The organism is Aquimarina aggregata (genome assembly GCF_001632745.1).
Lineage (GTDB): Bacteria > Bacteroidota > Bacteroidia > Flavobacteriales > Flavobacteriaceae > Aquimarina > Aquimarina aggregata.
The window spans coordinates 119,049-139,826 of the sequence record NZ_LQRT01000001.1 but is presented as its reverse complement, the minus strand read 5'-3'; the positions used below and the strand labels follow the sequence as shown (position 1 = coordinate 139,826).

General features: G+C 32.8%; 13 protein-coding genes. 9 read left to right on the top strand and 4 right to left on the bottom strand.

Annotated elements, in window-relative coordinates; all coding sequences use genetic code 11:
* Positions 1–11 precede the first annotated feature (11 nt).
* The 3 genes from AWE51_RS00570 to AWE51_RS00560 all read left to right on the top strand — a co-directional run bounded on the left by AWE51_RS00570 (position 12) and on the right by AWE51_RS00560 (position 4,774).
* Entirely contained in the window at positions 12–3,392 is a 3,381-nt protein-coding gene (locus AWE51_RS00570; protein WP_066308005.1) for a VCBS repeat-containing protein, read from the top strand.
* Entirely contained in the window at positions 3,385–3,756 is a 372-nt protein-coding gene (locus AWE51_RS00565; protein ID WP_066307999.1) for an FG-GAP repeat domain-containing protein, read from the top strand. Before AWE51_RS00570 ends, AWE51_RS00565 begins: the two co-directional genes overlap by 8 nt.
* Before the next feature lie 109 nt (positions 3,757–3,865).
* Entirely contained in the window at positions 3,866–4,774 is a 909-nt protein-coding gene (locus tag AWE51_RS00560; protein WP_066307996.1) for a GyrI-like domain-containing protein, read from the top strand.
* Between the two features lie 167 nt (positions 4,775–4,941).
* Here the strand turns inward: AWE51_RS00560 and AWE51_RS00555 are convergent, their stop codons facing one another.
* The 3 genes from AWE51_RS00555 to AWE51_RS00545 all read right to left on the bottom strand — a co-directional run bounded on the left by AWE51_RS00555 (position 4,942) and on the right by AWE51_RS00545 (position 9,504).
* Positions 4,942–5,691 carry a LytR/AlgR family response regulator transcription factor gene (locus tag AWE51_RS00555; RefSeq protein ID WP_066307993.1) on the bottom strand — a complete coding sequence of 250 codons (750 nt, stop codon included), beginning with the start codon at positions 5,689–5,691 and terminating at the stop codon, positions 4,942–4,944.
* Positions 5,692–5,699: 8 nt separating this feature from the next.
* On the bottom strand, positions 5,700–8,756 hold the full coding sequence (locus AWE51_RS00550) for a ligand-binding sensor domain-containing protein (protein ID WP_066307991.1): 3,057 nt from the start codon (positions 8,754–8,756) through the stop codon (positions 5,700–5,702).
* Between the two features lie 175 nt (positions 8,757–8,931).
* Positions 8,932–9,504, bottom strand: coding sequence for a hypothetical protein (locus AWE51_RS00545; protein WP_066307989.1), 573 nt, complete (start codon positions 9,502–9,504; stop codon positions 8,932–8,934).
* A gap of 285 nt (positions 9,505–9,789) precedes the next feature.
* Between AWE51_RS00545 and AWE51_RS00540 the strand changes: the two genes are divergently transcribed.
* The 3 genes from AWE51_RS00540 (at position 9,790) to AWE51_RS00530 (ending at position 12,550) form a co-directional block, all read left to right on the top strand.
* On the top strand, positions 9,790–10,626 hold the full coding sequence (locus AWE51_RS00540) for an N-acetylmuramidase domain-containing protein (RefSeq protein WP_066307986.1): 837 nt from the start codon (positions 9,790–9,792) through the stop codon (positions 10,624–10,626).
* 76 nt (positions 10,627–10,702) lie between these two features.
* Entirely contained in the window at positions 10,703–11,179 is a 477-nt protein-coding gene (locus AWE51_RS00535) for an RNA methyltransferase (RefSeq protein ID WP_066307985.1), read from the top strand.
* 33 nt (positions 11,180–11,212) lie between these two features.
* Positions 11,213–12,550: an alanine/glycine:cation symporter family protein gene (locus tag AWE51_RS00530; RefSeq protein WP_066307982.1), complete on the top strand. Its 1,338-nt coding sequence runs from the start codon at positions 11,213–11,215 to the stop codon at positions 12,548–12,550.
* Positions 12,551–12,591: 41 nt separating this feature from the next.
* Here AWE51_RS00530 and AWE51_RS00525 read toward each other — a convergent pair whose 3' ends face one another.
* Positions 12,592–14,595 (bottom strand): OmpA family protein, encoded by a 2,004-nt coding sequence (locus tag AWE51_RS00525; RefSeq protein WP_066307981.1) that lies wholly within the window; start codon positions 14,593–14,595, stop codon positions 12,592–12,594.
* A gap of 223 nt (positions 14,596–14,818) precedes the next feature.
* Here AWE51_RS00525 and era point away from each other — a divergent pair, with 223 nt between their 5' ends.
* The 3 genes from era to AWE51_RS00510 all read left to right on the top strand — a co-directional run bounded on the left by era (position 14,819) and on the right by AWE51_RS00510 (position 20,768).
* Positions 14,819–15,700: a GTPase Era gene (gene era, locus AWE51_RS00520; protein ID WP_066307980.1), complete on the top strand. Its 882-nt coding sequence runs from the start codon at positions 14,819–14,821 to the stop codon at positions 15,698–15,700.
* A 327-nt stretch (positions 15,701–16,027) separates the two neighbouring features.
* A complete protein-coding gene (locus AWE51_RS00515; RefSeq protein ID WP_066307978.1) occupies positions 16,028–19,054 on the top strand; it encodes a collagen-binding domain-containing protein in 3,027 nt (1,008 codons plus the stop codon).
* 190 nt (positions 19,055–19,244) lie between these two features.
* Positions 19,245–20,768 carry a choice-of-anchor I family protein gene (locus AWE51_RS00510; RefSeq protein WP_066307974.1) on the top strand — a complete coding sequence of 508 codons (1,524 nt, stop codon included), beginning with the start codon at positions 19,245–19,247 and terminating at the stop codon, positions 20,766–20,768.
* Positions 20,769–20,778 lie beyond the last annotated feature (10 nt).

Below are 20,778 nucleotides of genomic sequence, written 5' to 3'. Positions count from 1 at the left end.
GCATATCATATATGATATGTTACTATAACTTAAGATTTAAAAATTTGGTTTTTAAAAATAGACTTACGGTATTAATATTACTACTAATTGGCAGTGCATCTTGCGATGTAGATAAGAATTTTCAGAAGTTTAAAGCCCCTCCTCTTTTTACTAAGCTATCTTCAGAAAAAACAAATATCTCATTTGAAAATTCAATTACAAATACACAAGATTTAAATATATTTAATTACCGGAATTTCTATAATGGAGGCGGAGTTGCTATAGGAGATATCAATAATGATGGTTTTTCAGATATTGTACTAACAGCAAACCAAGGCAGTAACAAAATATACTTAAATCAAAAGGGTTTTGAGTTTAAAGATATTACTGAGTCCTCTGGAATGTCTGGCAAAAATACATGGTCTACAGGAGTTGTTATGGTAGATATTAACGCCGATGGATGGTTGGATATCTATATTTGTAATGCAGGTAACGTCGATGGTGATAACCAGAAAAACGAGCTCTATATTAATAATAAAGACCTCACTTTTACCGAAAAAGCAGAGGCTTATAATCTAGCCGATACCGGGTTTACTACTCATGCTGCCTTTGTTGATTATGATAAAGATGGTGATTTAGATGTGTATCTATTAAATAACAGTTTTGTTCCTGTAAACAGTTTGAGTTATTCTAATAAGAGAGAGCTTAGAAGTAAGGATTGGAATGTAAAAGACATACTAAAAGGAGGAGGAGATAGATTACTGCGTAATGATAATGATTTATTTGTAGATGTAAGCGAAAGTGCTGGTATTTATGGCAGTCTTATAGGTTTTGGATTAGGAATTACTATAGGGGATATTAATAATGACTTATGGCCCGATATTTATGTTTCTAATGATTTTTATGAGCAAGATTATCTCTATATAAATAACAAAAACGGAACATTTTCTGAAGAAATAAAAGCCTGGACTCCTCATATTAGTTTATCCTCGATGGGAACCGATTTAGCTGATATTAATAATGATGGGCATCCTGATATTTTTGTTACAGATATGCTGCCAGAGGCAAATCAACGCCTTAAAGAAACTATAGAATTTGAGGGATATGATATATTCGAACTTAAACAGCGTAAAAATTTCCATAAACAATACATGCAAAACACCTTGCAGCTTAATAATGGAAATCAAAGTTTTTCTGAAATAGCATTCTATTCAGGAATAGCAATGACGGATTGGAGCTGGGGTGCAGTTTTATTTGATATGGATAATGATGGATTCAAAGATGTTTTTGTATCTAATGGTATTTCTCATGATCTTACAAATCAAGATTTCATGGATTTTTTTGCAGATGATATTCTAAAAAAAATGATACGAACAGGTAAAAAAATAGGCATGGATACGATTGTTAAAAGAATGCCGAGTACGCCAATTCCTAATTTCGCATTCAAAAATAATAAGGATTTAACCTTTTCGAATGTTGTAAAGCCATGGGGTTTTGAGGAAAATAGCTTCTCTAATGGTTCCTCATACGGAGATTTAGACAATGATGGTGATCTTGACTTGGTCGTAAATAACGTGAACCAACCTGTATTCGTGTATAGAAATGAAACGAATCATCAAACAACAAATACTCATATTCGGTTAAAGTTATTAGGAAAAGATAGAAATACCTTTGGTATAGGAAGTATTGTCAACATGTATATACAAGATGAAATTATACATCAACAAGTACAACCTTCTAGAGGTTTTCAATCTTCTGTGGATTATGTAATGACGATTGGTACTGGACAACATAAAAAAATAGATTCATTAATAATCACATGGCCCGATAACAGCAGACAGGTCATGAAAAATATAGTTACCAATCAACTAGTAACTCTCGATCAAAAAGAAGCAGGAATTACATCATCAAATAAATTAATTAATGAAAATAATACCTTTCTGACAGAAGTAAAAAATGCAAGCTTACTAAAACATGAAGAGAACCATTATATTGATTTTAATTATGAAGGGTTGATCTATAAAATGCTTTCAAAAGAAGGTCCAGTTATTAGTGTTAGTGATGTAGATAATGATGGAGTCGAAGATTTTTTTATTGGGGGTTCCAAAGGCCAATCCGGACAAATATATCTGCAAAAAGAAAAAGGGTTTCTTAAAAAAAGACCTATAGACCTCTCTAAAGATTCTGATTTTGAAGATACTGCTGCTGCTTTTCTGGATGCCAATGGAGATGGTCATGTAGATCTTCTTGTTGGTTCTGGAGGCAATCAAATCGATGGTATGAAAAGTAATTTTGATTTGAGATTATACCTTAATAATGGTAAAGGAGATTTTACAAAAAGTACCCTTAAAATTCCCAGTAATTTTTATAATACTTCGATAATAGCGCCTTATGATTATGATTCAGACGGTGATATAGATGTTTTTGTAGGAAGCAGAAGTGTTCCTGGAGTTTATGGAATGAATCCTTCTCATTTTTTATTGGAAAATGATGGAAAAGGAAATTTCACAAACCAATTAAAAGAGAAGGCCGTTGATCTAAAACAATTAGGGATGATTACCGATGCTACTTGGGCCGATATGAATACAGATGGTATAAAAGACCTTGTCGTAACAGAGGATTGGGGTGGAGTCCATATCTATCTAACAAAAGATGCAAAATTAACACGATTACGCACTAATCTAACTGCATTGACGGGATGGTGGAAAACTTGTACAACCAAAGATATTGATAATGATGGGGATATCGATATCGTTTTAGGAAATAGTGGTACAAATTCTATATATAAACCAGATAGTACCAATGTCCTAAAAATGTATATTAATGATTTTGATAACAATGGAGCTATTGAACAGATTTTTACAACATCAGTGAACGGAAAAGATGTACCTGTACATTTAAAAAGAGAACTGACAAATCAAGTACCCATTTTAAAAAAGAAAAATCTAAGATTTGCAGCTTACGCAAAAAAGACAATACACGAACTGTTTCCTGCAAAAAAGATAGAGAGAACTATCAAAAAATCTGTTGGCATTTCTGAGAGTGTGGTTGCTATTAATAATGGAGACAGTAGTTTTGTGATAAAGAAGTTACCACCGCAAGCACAATTTTCATGTATAAATGATATTGCATTATTAGACCTTAATAATGATGGAAACCTTGATATCATTTTTGGAGGTAATAATTATTCGTTAAAACCTCAATTTTCGCAATTAGACGCCAGTTTTGGCGGTGTTTTGTTAGGAGATGGTAAAGCTAATTTTAATTGGGTCAACTATGCAGATTCTGGTTTTTTTATCGATGGAGTCATCAATTCCATAAAAACATTCAATTCTCCAAAGAAAGATACACGCCTTATAATAGGTATTAACGATGAGATTCCATTAATATATGAGGTACAACAACATGAATAATATGTTATCCAAATGGTTGTATGTAGTGGTCATTGTGATACTTAGTATAGGGTGTCAACAAAAGCAGAACAAATTATTTCATTTAGTGCCTAGTAAAAAAAGTAATATAACGTTCCAGAATACCTTACAACCAACTCAAAAACTTACTATTCTCGATTACCTTTACTATTATAATGGCGGCGGAATAGCTATTGGCGATATTAATAATGATGACCTACCCGATCTTTTTTTTACAGGTAATCAAGTTCAGAATAAACTATATTTAAATAAAGAAGGTTTCCAGTTTGAAGACATAACGGATAATGCAGGTATAGGAGGAAACTCTCATTGGAATACAGGAGTCACTATGATTGATGTCAATTGAGATGGGTGCAAAAATATATATATTTTGATCATGGTACATAATGCTCCTGTAGAAATTTATGAATTGAATATGGCAATGAAAAATGAATCCCTAAAAACAAAATAACATTATGATGCATATAAAAAGAATAGCATTTGGATGCCTTATTTCGTTACTAGTATTTTTTGCTTGGTACTTATTCATAAAAACATATGACTTTGAGGTTGTTATACAGGCAGAAACATCGCCAGGTACTGTTTATCATAATGTTCTGGGATGGAACGCTAGTCTTAATAAAGGGAATACGAAAACTGTATTTAGTAAAAAGAAACCATTCGAAAATTTAATCCATACCTATGATTTTGAATCTTATAAATTAGAATTTGATTGGAAAATGCACAAAATCAATGATTCCATCACCAAAGTCTTTATAGGAGTAAATGATTTGGACAAACCTATACGAACTCGTATTAAAAAATTACTTGGTATTTCACCCATCCAAACATTAATCCATCAGGAATTTACAGGTTTTAATGCGACCTTATTATCGCATTTGGATCAGTTTAAAGTTGTAATAGATGGCGAACAAAAAAGTCCAGAATCCTTTGTGGCATACGTGAATATTTCTTGTAACCAAAATGCAAAGGCAGTCAATATGATTAATAACAGCACTTATATTAATACTTTTTTGAAAAACCATAATTTAACATTAAAATCAAATCCATTTATCGAAATATTAGACTGGAATAAAAATACAGGAAAATTGAATTTTAATTTCTGTTTCCCTATTGAAAAACTTGATGATTTTCCTGTACATAGTGAGATAAAATATAAAAAAGTAGTCGCTAAAAAATCTTTGAAAGCTACCTTTCAAGGTAACTATAGTTATATAGATAGGGCATGGTATGCTTTATGTCAATATACTTTAGATAAACAAATTAAACCTCTGAAAACTATTGTAGAGGTTTATCACAATAATCCTCATACTGATGTAAAGGATGTTAAATGGACGGCAGAAGTTTATATGGAAATTGAATGATGGTTTTTTATGGAGTTATGAAATAAAGGCAAAATAGAGTCATACAATGTTAAATTTAGAAAAAGTTTATTGTTATTTTGGAACTATAAAACCAAATACTTAGTGTTAAGTTTAAACTAAAGCGGTATTGATTTCTCTGTTCCTCTTTTTCTAATTGTCTTATTGTATTACCTATGAAGTTGGTCTAAAATCTCCATTACTTCATTTTTCTTTCTTACAGATACAGGTATGTTTTCTCCGTTTTTTAACATAAGATACCCTCCATCGGTTTTGATAAAAGCACTAATGCATTGTAAATTGACTAAATGACTTTGATGAACTCTTAAAAACTGATAGTTTTTGAGCATATCTGCAAAGTACTTTAATGTTTTTGTTACAAATATTTTTTGTCCATCCTGAAGATAAAAGATAGTATTATTACTATCTGATTCACACCTAATGATATCATCAAGACTCACAATAATAATTTTATCTAGTGTATGAAGTGATATTTTATCAGGTTTTTGCTCTGGAGCAGATAAAGTATCTTTTAAAATGTTTAAGCGTTCTTTGTTTGGTTGTATTTGTTTTTTTGCTTTAGCAATAGCTTGCGCTAATTCTTCATTAGAATATGGTTTTAAAACATAGTCTATAGCGGCAAATTTAAAAGCTCGGATTGCATACTCATCACTAGCGGTAACAAAAATAATTTTTGATTTTAGTTCTGGAAATATTTCTAATACATCAAAACCAGTTCCATCACCTAACATAATATCTAAAAAAAGAATATCAGGTTCTGTATTACGTAAAGATTTTGCTGCTTCAACAACGCTCTGCGCAGTATCAACAATTTTTATTTCTGGATGGTTAGCCTGTAAGTCACTTTTTAAAAGTTGAAGTGCATCGGGCATGTCTTCTACAATGATTGCTGTAAGCATAGTTTTTTCTAATAGTCGGTTTCTAAAGGAATTTTAAATGCAATTTGGGTGCCGGCAACAGTTTTGCCATTATTCATAATCTCTTCTATTTGTAAAGAATCTTCTCCTGAAATAGATTCTAGTCTTTCACGAGTAACTGTCAATGCCATTGATTGATGATCTGTATTCGTTTTGGCCTTTTGTGATTGAAAAATCCCTTGTCCGTTATCTTTTACAGTACAATGTAAGAAATCTTCTGTAGTGTGAAAGAGGACTTTTAATTCGCCATCTCTACTTCCTTTTAAAATACCATGTCTTACAGCATTTTCTACAAAAGGCTGAATTAACATTGGAGGAATCAGAATTTCTTCTGGATCAAAATCTGTGTCAATAGAAATCTCATAGGTAAAGGGTTTGCTAGCCATTAGCTTTTCGATTTCTATATAATGTTTAAGTGTTTGTATTTCTTGATCCAAAGTAATATAATCTTTTCTTGAATTATATAAAGTTTCTCTTAATAAAGTAGCAAAGGTATTAATGGTATTATTCATCTTAAGAGGATTGCTAGTCCCCATAGCTTTTATTCCGTTTAAAACATTAAAAATAAAGTGAGGATTCATTTGTAGTCTTAAAGCTTTCTGTTCTAGTGACAACAAATGATTTTGCATTTGTAAGCGTTCTTGCTCTACTTTATTTTTTTGTTTTACCCTACGAATATAAGATAAAGCATAACCACCTACAAGTAATAGTATAGCTGCAAGTACGGCTAATTGAAACCATGCTTTTTCGTATATAGGGCTATCTATAAAGAAACGAAATGTAGTTAGATCACTTTCTTCCCATCTATAATTTCTAGATTGCGCAGAAAAATAATGCGATCCATAGGCTAAACCAGCAAGATTTTGTTTGCTTTCTGATGACCAAGGACTCCATTCGGAGTTATTAAGTCTAAAACGATATTGGATATCATTAGGGTGATCTAAATCTATAGTTTTATAACTAAAGGATAGTTCTGTTTGATTTGGTTTTAATCGCAAAACATGGTCGCTATTTGCCCATGAATTAAGATTGATAGAATCAACGCTTCTGTAAGCAACTTCTACATCTTCAAAGAATAGTTTAGGTTTTATGGTCGTTTTAGTAGTGACAGTGGGTTTATATTCTGTTAACCCGTAAATAGCACCAAACCATAAATTCCCCTCCTGATCTTTGGTAACTGCATTAAGGTGGGTTTCAATGCCTAGAAAGCCATCATTTCTTCCGTAATGATATATGTCAACAATATCATTAAATTGATTAAGCTCAATTTTATCGACACCTCGTTCGCTACCTGCCCATAAATTACCCTGGTCGTCAAAGATCATTTGGTAAATATTATCCGAATATGGTTTTTTTCTTCCTTTTAGTTTTTTTATTACTATTTTATCCAGGTCAGACCACCAAATTCCTCTTCCTGCGGTTCCAATAAAGATTTTATCGTCATGAAACAGTATTGTACTTATAGCAGTTTTTTGATTTAAAATATTTCCAAGATGTTTTACTCTATTATTTTTTATATATCCCAAATGACCATTTTGAGTTGCGTACCAAATTTTACCTTTGGGACCTTTAGTCATATGTCTAATTTGCAAATCTTTTATTCCGCTTTTGCGATTAAATTTTTTTGATGATAAGAGTCGCTTTCGTGCTGGATCATATTTAAAACGAATAATACCGCTAGAATACGACGCAGCCCAAATAAGACTTTTGTCAACTAATATTGTTCTAATCCAGTCTGAAGGAAGTCCATCATCACTATCTAAAATATGATTTGTATATACTGTTTTAGGAATAGTATCAAATTTTAGAATAATAGAATCTTTTTTTTGTCTTTTTATAATAGTACTGTCAACAATAATGGTATCAATTTGCTTACGTTGTTTAAAAAGTATGCCTTTACCTTCAGTACCTGCCCAGATATTTCCAGAATTATCACTGGTTATTGTTCTTATTTTTACTTCGGCTAAACGATCATCCTGAGGGATATGATGTATTCCTGTCGAATCTATTTTAATAAGTCCAGTTTCAGAATTTGAAGCCCATATGCCATCTCTAGCAGTGTGTATTGCATATACTCGATTACCTTTTAGCCCAGTATTCTGGTCATAGTGCATAAAGTTATTCTGAAAATATTTATAAAAACCACCTCCAGAAGTAGCGATCCAAATATTTGATTGCTGATCTACGATACTTTTTCTTACGTGCGAAACCGTTAAACCATTCTTTCGATTAATTTTTTTCTTATGTAACCGAGTGTCCCCATCGATAATTGTTATACCTTCATTATCTGTTGAAAACCAAAGTTCATTTAAATTGTGAATAGAAATATTATTTACTCTCAAAGGTTGCGAAAGCCACTTGTTCCCATAAGATCTTGCATTGGTATTTAAAACAAGAATACCTTCTTCACGGGCAGCTGCAAAAATTTTATTTCTATAAAAAACGGCTGCGGTAAAATGATGAGCACTATGTCTTTCTTTGATACTGGCACTTTTCTTAATTGCATTTAATTTCCATAACCCTTTACTTGTGGCTACCCAAAACAATTTGCCATCAAAAGCAATGTCATTAATAATACTGGTATTGATTTTAGGATTTAATTTAACCTTACTTAAACCAAGTTCTTTTGTGTATTGATATATACCGACATTAGTGGCTAAGTAAGTTTTATTTTCAAAACGATATATTTTATTAATCCGAGGACCTTCAAGGTTTATGAATTTATTTTTTGTTTTTATAGAAAGCCCTCTTTTTGTTCCGATAAACAAACTATCGTTTACAAAATTAAGAGCATGAATATAATTTGACTGTAATCCATCACTTTCATTCCAGATTTTGAATTCTTCACCATTAAATCGACACAAGCCTCCTCCTTGTGTTCCTAACCATAAGTAACCCATTTCATCTTGAACCATATCGTATACCTGAGATTGTGGTAAACCATCTTCAAGAGTAAAAGCCCAAAGTCTATTGTTTTGCGCATTTATTGAGTAAATGGTGCAACATAGCAAGAAAGAGAAAATATAAATTTGGCGGTTTAAATTCATAAAAGATTAATGAGGTTAAGAACAAATATAATCAAACTGATTTTTAGTTGTAGATAACTAAACCCTTAACCTTAATAACAAACAAAACCGACAATACCTTAAATAGGATTGTCGGTATAATAAACAAAAGTTTCCCCCTTTTTGTTTATCAGATTGAGTTTGTTGTTAAGGTGTTTTAATACCCTGTTATAGCAGTTGTGGTAGGATCGTCAACGATCCCATCATTCCATGCATAACTTTGTTTAAGGTTTACATACCTTACATCTGATGTGTTTTTATAAAAAGTCTGTGTTTGTAAAATATTTCCGATGATTCCATATTCCTGAGTAGGAAATATATACTGGGAATCGGTATCTGAATTTTCACAATACACATTATTGATTTCTGGTAATTCGATTATGTTGTTATCTTCTCCAATCATAAAATAATAGGATTCTACATGTGCGCAACATGCTAAATACTCAATTTCCATCTTAATTACCTCAGAGATTCCTTCTAAACCAGGATTCTCTAAGGTAGTGATAAAGATGTCCTCAAAAAGTTCTGTGTCGTCAATAGTAAGTGTAGATATTTTTTCGGAGCTATCTTTTGCACTTACCAAATTAACAATGTAAGAAGGGTATTCTTGTCCCTCCTGATCTGTGATTTCAGTGGTAACTAAATACTTGTCGCTTTTCGTAAATGTATTTTGGGCATACAGATACTGAAAACTTTGAAATAGAATAATGATTATGGCTACATTTTTCATAACAGCGTATTTTGAGGTTAGCTATTTAATGTAAATGTAAGACCCTAATACTTCCTAAAGGTGGTGGTTTTAGAATTCGTTATGATCTAATTAGAATTCGTAAAAGAGTATTTAAATTTTTAGAATAACCTTGATTTATAGTATGTAACCCCCTTTGAATGCTCAAAGAACATTCTATAGAGTGGGGGAATTATCACCAATTCAGGGTGGTGTAAAAAAAACAGTAAACAATACTAAAGGATGAGTTTTTATGTTTAAATTAAAAACCCTTAAAAACACACAAAAATGAAAACAATAAGATATCGATCAAGAGGAGAAGAAGTTCATTATTTAGAAGAAATTTTGACTAAACTAGGGTATACGGTTTATGTATCTAATTTTTTTGGACGAGATACCGATGCTGCAGTCAAAGATTTTCAAAGTAAAAACAACTTAGTGGTAGATGGTATCGTTGGTTTAAAATCTTGGATGAAACTCATAGAAGCTGAAAAAAACTTAGTAGCTTTTAATGATAAGTTTTTATCCGAAAAAGATGTGAAAGATTTTGCAAATCAATTTGGATTGGAAATAGCTATGGTAAAGGCTGTTAATGAAATAGAAAGTCGAGGTAAAGGTTTTTTGGTATACGGTCGTCCTGTCATATTGTTTGAAGGCCATATATTTTGGAGAGAACTTAAGTCTAAAGGTATAAATCCAGAGAAATATGTTTCTAACCGAACCAAAGATGTTTTGTATAAGAAATGGACCAGATCACATTATAGAGGTGGAGCAGGTGAGTATGATCGTTTAGAAAAAGCTGCGGGAATATCAGATTTACCGGCATTTCATGAAGCCGCATATAACGCTGCTTCCTGGGGAGCATTTCAGATTATGGGCTTTCATTATAAAAACCTTGGATATGCATCGATTGATCATTTTGTTTCAGAAATGTATGAACACGAACGTGAACACCTTAAAGCTTTTGGGAAATTTGTAGAAAACACCTCCTTTAAGGGTAAAAAGTTACTGGATTGGATTAAAGAGAAAAATTGGGCCAAATTTGCTGAAGGATATAATGGGCCAGGATACAAAAAAAATAAATATGATACTAAATTAGAAAAAGCGTACCAAAAGTATAGTTGATTTTAGTTTGAATATAGTTGGATAATTTTTAAAAGGAAACTCCATCGATAATGTAATAAGAGTTATTTTTATATCCATGATAAATAACTTTGAAAACGAATTTTTTGGTATTGGTATTCAAAATGGGAAAACTCCGGAAAACCTTGGTGTTTTATGGCGTTCTGCCCAGAATATGGGGGCAAGTTTTATTTTTACTATTGGTAATAGATATGCTAAACAAGCAAGCGATACACATAATGCGGTAAAAGCAATGCCTTACTTTCATTATGATACTTTTGAAGATTTTTATCATCACTTACCAAAAGGAGCAATGCTTGTAGGGGTAGAACTTACAGATAGGGCTGTCTCATTAGAAACATTTAATCATCCAAAACGTTGCGTGTATCTTTTAGGAGCTGAAGATCATGGTCTATCTAAAATGGCTATAGAGAAATCTCAATTTGTCGTAAAATTTAAATCAGAGTTAAGTTTAAATGTTGCTGTTGCAGGAAGTATAATTATGTATGATAGAGGTATTGATAAACCAAGATTTATCAAGGGCTTAAATTCATAGTTTAATATTTAGAATAAAGTATTACATCGATATATGTTTGAAAAAATAGAAGGTTTTATAGCTTTTTTTAGTCCTTGGATTTGGGATTGGCCACTGTTAATACTGCTTATTGGAGGTGGACTTTTTTTTCTGATTTATTCTAGGTTTACTCCGTTTTTTTATTTCAGACATGCTATTCAAGTACTTGGAGGTAAATATGATAATGAAGAAGCGCCAGGGCAACTTAGCCATTTTCAGGCTTTGTCTTCTGCGATCGCAGCTACAGTCGGAATGGGTAATATTAGCGGAGTAGCTATAGCCATTGTTACAGGAGGGCCAGGAGCTATCTTTTGGATGTGGATAAGCGCTTTAATAGGTATGGCTACTAAGTTTTATACCTGTTCCTTATCAGTAATGTATCGATCAAAAGATGAAGATGGAAAATTGCTTAGCGGTCCAATGTATGTTATAATGAATGGTTTGGGTGAAAAATGGAAACCTCTTGCAGTTTTTTTTGCTCTTGCTGGCTTAGTAGGGACTTTACCGGCATTTACTGCTAATCAACTAACACAAACGTTGGTAGATGTTATGAATTGGGGAGATGGTAGTAAATTATATATTGGTCTTGTACTAGCTGTAATTGCATCTATGGTAATTTTAGGTGGCATTAAAAGAATAGGATTGGTAGCAAGTAAATTGGTGCCTTCTATGGTAATTCTTTATTTTATAACAGTATTTACAATTTTGATTATACAAATTGATGTAGTGCCGCAAATGTTTATGTTGATTTTCTCAGATGCCTTTTCTGGCGAAGCTGCTGAGGGGGGAGCATTAGGATATTTGGTAAAAACAGGAATAAAGAGAGCAGCTTTTTCTAATGAAGCAGGTATAGGAACGGCTCCAATGATGCATGGAACCGCAAAAACTAATGAACCTATTCGTGAAGGGTTAGTAGCGATGATAGGTCCGGCAATTGATACGTTATTGGTATGTACATTAACAGCTTTAGCCATTTTGTCGACAGGTGTTTGGCAATATACTGATGGAAATGGGATTTCATTAACCCTAGAAGCTTTTAATAGTGTTTTGCCTTATGGTTTAGGAGATATTGTTGTGGTTATCATGGTTTTGGTGTTTGCTTTTTCTACACTATTTTCTCATTCCTATTACGGAACAGTTTGCTTAGGGTTTTTAACAAAACCTAAATATGGGAAGTATTACAATTATGTTTATATAATTTTTATTGTAATAGCTGCTGTAGTCAAAATTGATTTTGCAATTAACCTTATTGATAGTGCTTTTGCACTAATGGCAATTCCCACCGTAGTTTCAGGGTTAATTTTAGCTCCAAAAGTAAATGCGTTTGCCAAAGAGTATTTCAAAAAAGTATAACTACAGTTGGTAGATGTATTGTGAAATGAATGCCATTTTGTTTATTTACGTACAATAAATTCACTCCTTCTATTTTCTTGGTGTTCTTCCTCAGTACAGGGAACATCATCAACGCAATGATTAATTAGTCGTCTTTCACCATATGCTTTACCGCGGATTCTTCGCCAATTAATATTTCCTTCTTGTATGATGTATTTAACGGTTGCACGCATTCGTTTTACACTTAACCTTTTATTATACCAATAACTTGACCTGCTATCTGTATGTGATCTTACCTCAATTTTTAATTCTGGATATAAGTTCATAGCCGAAATAATCTTTTGTAATTCTACCTCTGCATTTTTAGTAATGGATGAATCATCTAAACCAAAATGAATAGGGTTGAGTTGTAATGTTTTGGATAAATCATCACCAATGTTTACAGGAACTAATGTCAATAAACTTTTGACACTGCCTAATGCAGCTAATGGGAACGATACATCATGTGTAAATTCAAAAGTGTCATTGGCAGCGATTGTTAATTCTTCTGGGATGAATTGATCTAAAGTGACTTTTACTGTATATTCAGTATTACATTCTACCTCGAATCTATAGTTACCTAAGCTGTTAGAAATGATTTCTGTAATCAAATTTTGATTAACATCTAGTAATTCCAAGCGTGCATTGGGTAGACTTTGATTTGTAATTTTGTTGTATACTGTGCCTTCTATGTATTGTTTGCACGAAGTGATCAGCTCTTTGGTCTGTTTAAAGCTATAAATATCATCATTTCCTTTTCCTCCTTTTCGATTACTCGCAAAGTAGCCAATTCTAGTGTCCTCATTAAGTACAAATGTAAAATCGTCTTTAGGACTATTTATAGGTTTACCAACATTAAATGCTTCAGAAAAACCAACCTCTTCAGGTACAGTTACAAAAACGTCTAAACCTCCTAGTCCAACATGTCCATCACTTGAGAAGTATAAATTTCCTGTATTGCTTATATATGGAAATGTTTCTCTTCCTTCGGTATTGATATTTTCTCCAAGATTTTTTGGTTTCCCAAATTTTCCATTACCTAAAACATCAACAACAAAGAGGTCTGATTTACCTATGGTGCCTGGCATATCACTTGCAAAATAAAGCTTTTTGCCATCTAAACTTAAAGAAGGGTGGGATACAGAATAATTATCACTGCAAAAAGGCAGCTCTTGGATATTGGTCCATTTTCCATCAATAAAATTAGCACTATAAAGTTTTAATAAAACAACCCCTTTTTTACTAGTTCCTATTTTATTATTGGTAAAGTTGTTTCTTGAAAAATATACAGTTTTGCCATCTTTGCTAAAACTAGTTGACGATTCATGAAATTTTGTATTGATCTTACCTTTTAATTTGATAGGTTCATCAAGGCTAATTGTATCTTTCTTAATGTTAGAAGAAAACAGATCTAAAAAAGGCATTCTGTTCCATCCATGAATTTTGGAGTTATTTGTTTTTTTGGTTCTAGAAGAAGCAAATACGATTTGATTTTGATTATTAAAACTAGGTGCATACTCAGAATTTTCAGAGTTTATACTTAAAGGAAAAATATCAAATTTACCCGACTGTAATTCTATAAAGTCTAAATAATCTCTCTTGTTAATAAATGATTTGGCTCTTTTATCTGTTCCGGTAAGTAAATAAAACTGATCCATTACTTTATCTGATTCGGCATATCTTTCGACACTTTTAAGACTTTGGGCATACTTAAACAAATATTCAGGGTTTAAATTCTCAGGATAAGTTTGTATTAGTTTTTCATACCACTCCACAGAAGCCTCTAAGTCTCCCGTAAAATAAAACGAATCGGCTAATTTTTGATATAAATCGGGGGCAGAAAATCCCCTTTGAGCAACATCCAGATAAATAGCTCTTGCATCAATATATGCAAATGCTTCAAAGTTTTCGTTTGCTTTGGTTAACTGCTTACTATAATCCTGACCATTAACATCTTTAGGTGAAAAAAGTAAAAGACATAATAATAGTAAGTTATTGAATAAAAAAAATAAGTTACAATTTTTCAAAAGGGCCCAGTATTTTTTTAAAAATATTGTCTTCACAGGGGTTTTGAACACATACTGGAATTAAATTTATGAAAAATCTAAATAAATAGTTAAAATACTAAGAATTACTTACTAACTGTTTTTTGCTTGTAAATGTTAATAAGATACGGGGGTAAATAAGATATCCTAAATAGAATTATTTTGTTGTTTAATATTGATATACCTTTGTGGCAAAATTAAGTATATGAACCATAAAGCAGGTTTTGTAAATATCATTGGAAATCCAAATGTAGGTAAGTCTACTTTGATGAATGCCTTTATTGGCGAGAAACTATCGATTATTACTTCTAAAGCGCAAACTACTAGACATCGTATATTAGGGATAGTAAATGGAGACGATTTTCAGGTTGTTTTATCAGATACGCCAGGGATTATCAAACCGGCTTATGACCTTCAAGAATCAATGATGGATTTTGTGAAGTCAGCTTTTGAAGATGCAGATGTTCTGGTATATATTATAGAAATAGGAGAGAAAGACTTAAAAGACGAAGCTTTTTTTGCTAAAATAACAAGTGCTAAAATCCCTGTACTTTTATTAATAAATAAAATTGATTTATCTGATCAGACAAAACTAGAAGAGCAAGTTCAATTTTGGGCACAAAAAGTACCAAATGCAGAAATCTATCCAATATCAGCTCTAGAGAAATTTAATGTTAGAGAAGTTTTTGATCGATTAGTAGAACTGTTACCAGACTCTCCGGCATTTTACCCAAAAGACCAGTTGACTGATAAGCCAGAACGGTTTTTTGTTAATGAAGCCATTAGAGAGAAAATATTACTTAATTATAAGAAAGAGATCCCTTATGCAGTAGAGGTAGAGACTGAAGAGTTTATCGAAGACGAAGATATTATAAGGATTCGTTCGGTAATTATGGTGGAGAGAGATTCTCAAAAAGGAATAATAATAGGGCACAAAGGGGCTGCGTTAAAAAAAGTAGGTGTCGAAGCGCGTAAAGAATTAGAGAAATTTTTCGGTAAGAAAATTCATATTGAACTTTTTGTAAAGATTAATAAAAATTGGCGTAGTAATCAACGGCAATTAAAACGTTTTGGTTATAACAGCTAATTTTGTAGGGTTTTAAATGTAGGAATTTTAAAAACACGGTATAACACGGGTTAAAAAATACACTTAAACGTTTTTGTGTTTTTTTTTAATTGATTTTTACGGCTATTCCATACTTTAGCATTCCAAATCAACATAAACCCAAAATATGAAACACCTATACTTCTTCACACATTCTTAATTTTTAAAAGGATTTTTAAAATAAAATTACATGATCTGATATGAGGGCTTAATTTAACTCATGTCGTATTCATTTTATTTTTTATGCTTAACACCTAAAGTATACTCACCTTAAATATTTTTTTTAATCTCTTTAAAACAAATGACATTATGTCGAAAAACACAACACTCAAAACTAACCTTTCATCTGCGCTTTTTGCTACCGCGATGATAATTTTTCTGGTCAATACTGGTTTTGCTAGATCAAATGATAAAACCAATATTTCAGAAGCAAACCCATCTAACACTTGTTCTAATCCAACAGCAAATGCATTAGGTTACAATGCCTTTGTTCGAAATGAAGCACACCTGGGCTCGGGAGATACCGATGGTCCCGTTGCAATAGGAGGGGATTTGACTTTAGATGGAATTATAACTGTTGCCGGTCAAACAGCCGGAACTAATTACTTTAATGGAGATAGCGAAGCATCTTCATTAGTAGTTAATGGAAAAATAATTTATGATCATGGTCAAGGGATTCAGCTTAATCAAGGGTTTGCAAAAGTAGGAGATCTACAAGGATCGTTTGTATATGACCTAGATAATAATAGAGTTACTACAAATACGAGAGTAACTCCAGGCACATATGATATGATTCCTAGAGTTCAGGTTCATAATAAACAACCTGCAAATAGTGTAAATCATAATAATTTAATTGATTTTGAAGCGGCATTTACAGGGTTTCTAGCTAGATCTAAACAATTTAGCGAATTCGATGCGAATTTAGAAATTGATGCTGATAATAAGATTCGACTTGCAGAAAATCAAGTTAATGTAATTAATATTACAGGAAATGAGCTTTTGTCATTACCTTATTTAACATTTGAAAATGCACCAAATATAGATACACCACTTATTATTAATGTTGATGTTTCTGTCGATTTTGAATGGAATATATTTAATATAGCAGGTATAGGAGATCAACAAGGTCGTTTCATTTTATGGAACTTTTATAATGCACCGTCAATTACTCTTAAAGGAGGAGGTACACTTGTAGGTACATTATTTGCTCCGCAATCAAGTGTAACTAAAAATTCTTCAGGTAATGTTAATGGGCAGGTTATTGCTTTGAACTATTACCATAATGGTGGAGAGTTACATCATCATGTTTTTGAGCCTTGTATAGATAACCCTACAGATAATTGTAATGTAGTAGTAAGTGATCAAGAAATTTGTTTAGGTGATAGTACAACTCTAGTAGCAGTTGGAGAAGGAACAGTAGTGTGGTCTACAGGAGAAACTACACCGAGTATAACAGTTGACCCAACAGAAACTACAACCTATTCTGTTACTATTACTAAAGATGGTTGTTCAGCAACAGATGAAGCGGTAGTAACCGTAAAATCCCCAGAGGTTAGTATAGGAGAAAACATTATTATTTGCCTAGGAGATGAAGTTACATTAACTTCTACAGAAGCAGATGCTTATTTATGGTCTACGGGAGAAACTACACAAAGTATCACAGTAAGCCCTACAGAAAGCATAGCATGGTATAAAATTGAAGTTACTATCGATGGATGTGTAGCAACCGATATGGTTGATGTATTTGTTACATCACCAGAAGTTACTGTAGAGGATCAAGAAATTTGTTTAGGAGATAGCGCAACTTTAACGGCAGTTGGAGAAGGGTCAATGCTATGGTCTACAGGAGAAACTACGCCAAGTATTACGGTGAGCCCTACAGAAACTACAACTTATTCTGTAACTATTACCAAAGGTGGTTGCACAGCAATAGATGAAGCTGTAGTGACTGTTAAATCCCCAGAGGTTAGTATAGGAGAAAACATTATTATTTGCCTAGGAGATGAGGTTACATTAACCTCTACTAAAGCAGATACTTATTTATGGTCTACGGGAGAAACTACACAAAGTATTACAGTAAGCCCTACCGAAAGTATTGCATGGTATAAAATTGAAGTTACTATTGATGGATGTGTAGCAACCGATATGGTTGATGTGTTTGTAACATCCCCAGAAGTTACCGTAGAGGATCAAGAAGTTTGTTTGGGTGGGAGCGCTACTCTAACAGCAGTTGGAGAAGGATCAGTTCTATGGTCTACAGGAGAAACTACGGCAAGTATTACGGTGAGCCCTATAGAAACTACAACCTATTCTGTTACAATTACCAAGGGAGGGTGTACAGCAACAGATGAAGCTATAGTAACTGTTAAGTCTGCAACAGTTAGTTTGGGTGACGATATCTCTGTTTGTGAAGGAGAAGAAGTAGTTTTAGTAGCTACCGAGGCTGATGAGTACTCTTGGTCTACAGGAGAGACTACTCAATCTATCATAGTAAACCCAAAAGAAACTTCAGAATATACTGTTGTTGTAAAGCAAGGAGACTGTGAAGCTGCAGATACAATACTCGTAAATGTAAATTCTGTAACTTCAGATGCTGGTTCAGATATTACAATTACTAAAGGAGAAACAACTACTCTAACGGCTAGTGGAGGAGATACATATCTTTGGTCTACAGGAGAAACAACAATGTCAATCGAAGTTACCCCAGAAGTAACGACTGAGTATGCAGTTACGGTTCAAAAGAATGGATGTGAGGATATGGATACAGTAGTAGTAACTGTTGATGTAGATATGAATTGTTCTATAGTAGCAAATGCAGGTGACGATGTTACTGTATGTATAGGCGAATTTGTAGAATTAACGGCTAACGGTGGAGATTCATATGTATGGAGTGCACCAACAATAGATGGTGTGATAAGAGATCAAACTATAAGAGTTTCTACTCGTAGAAACGTAGAATATACTGTAAAAGTTTTTAAAGATGGTTGTGATAATTTTGATACAGATAGTGTGATGATACTAGTTGAAACTTGTGATGGAGGAGGAGATGGTACAAATAGAATAGCAGCGGTATATCCTACTCTTGTTAATTCAAGAACTAAAATGTCGTTAGACCTTAAACTAGAGAAAAAACAGAAGGTTACTATTTCTTTACATGACCTTACAGGAGGAAATAAGAGTACTGTGATTAATAGATTTGTTGATCAAGGAGATGAAACCGTTGATATAAATTTTTCAACATTACCACAATTGTCAGAAGGTATATATATGATGAGAATAGTTGGAGATGGTTGGTCTAAAGTAGAAAAAATCGTAGTCGATAATAAAAAGAACTAAGAAATTTATTTTTTTTAATACGTAAAATTCCCTCTAGTTTTTACAATTAATTGTAAAAACTAGAGGGAATTTCTTTATAGTATACTTTTGAAACTTCTAGGGGATAGATAAATTATTTATCCTTAGGATAACATTGAGGATATATTAGATACTCAAATTTGTGTGTTTAATCACACAAATAAAACAACTAATGAAAATTTTTAACAAAACAATTTTTTGTGCAACAGCTCTTTTGGGGATTTTTAGTTCTTGCGAACTTGATGACTATACCGGTGGAGGTGGAAATGATACGCTTACATTTACTAAAATAGGAGGATTCATAAATGGAAGCGGAGATGAAGGGTTTGCAGAAATTTCTGCATTTGATCCTGAAACTAATAAACTATTTGTTGTAAATCCAAATGATTCAGAACTCTCTGTTTGGGACTTATCTAACCCTAATACTCCTGTCCAAGGAGTAGATATTGCTTTATCAGGTATTCCAAATAGTGTTGCTGTTAGCAATGGGGTTGTAGCTGTAGCCCTTGAAAACAGTATCGATAAGCAAGCTAATGGTACAATTACTACGTTTGATTCAGATTCTCAAACATTATTAAGCGTATACGAATCGGGAGCTTTACCAGATATGGTGACTTTTAGCCCAAATGGGAAATATATTATTGCTGCTAATGAAGGAGAACCAAATGATGCCTACACCAATGACCCAGAAGGTTCGATAACTATCATTCAGGTCGGGACGGGTGAAGTTTCAAATGTTAGTTTTACAGCATTTAATGGTCAAAACATTGGAAACGATTTTAGAGTATTTGGGCAAGGAGCTTCATTTGCGCAGGATGTAGAGCCCGAATATATTGCCGTTTCAAAAGATTCAAAAACGGCATATGTAGTTTTACAAGAAAATAATGGTATTGCTATCGTTGATCTTAAGACTAAATCAATCAGTAATATTGTTGGGCTTGGCGTAAAAGATCACACATTACTTAGCAATCAATTCGATGCTAGTGATAAAGATGGTATTGTTGGGAATTTTCAAAACTGGCCTGTTTTAGGTTTTTACCAACCAGACGCAATAACATATACTAAAATTAGAGGAGAAGGATATTTAATAACTGCTAATGAAGGCGATGCACGTGATTACGATGGTTTTTCTGAAGAAGTTAGAGTTAAAGATCTTACTTTGGATCCAACCGCGTTTCCAAACGCAACTACTTTGCAATTGGACGAGAATCTTGGAAGATTAAAAACTACAACTGCTAATGGGGATATTGATGGCGATGGAGATCATGATGTTATATATTCTTATGGGGCAAGATCTTTTAGTATATGGTCTACTTCGGGTACTTTGGTTTATGATAGTGGTGATGAGATAGGGAAAACTATTTTCGGAATTGATTCTGGTGCTTTTAATACAAACGAAGGTGGAGCAGCAGATAAAAGATCAGATGATAAAGGAGCAGAACCAGAAGCAGTAGAAACGTTAAGAATAGGAAATAAAACATTGTTATTTGTTGGTCTTGAAAGAACAGGAGGTATTTTGGTATATGATATTTCTAACCCTTCAAGCCCTGTATTTATAGAGTGGCTTAGAGACGCTAATGATATTAGTCCAGAAGGTATGATATCAGTAAAAGCATCAGATAGCCCAACAGGTAATGATTTAATTATAGTAACTCATGAAGTCTCTAATACAGTAGCTATTTACGAGGTAAAATGATCAAAAACTT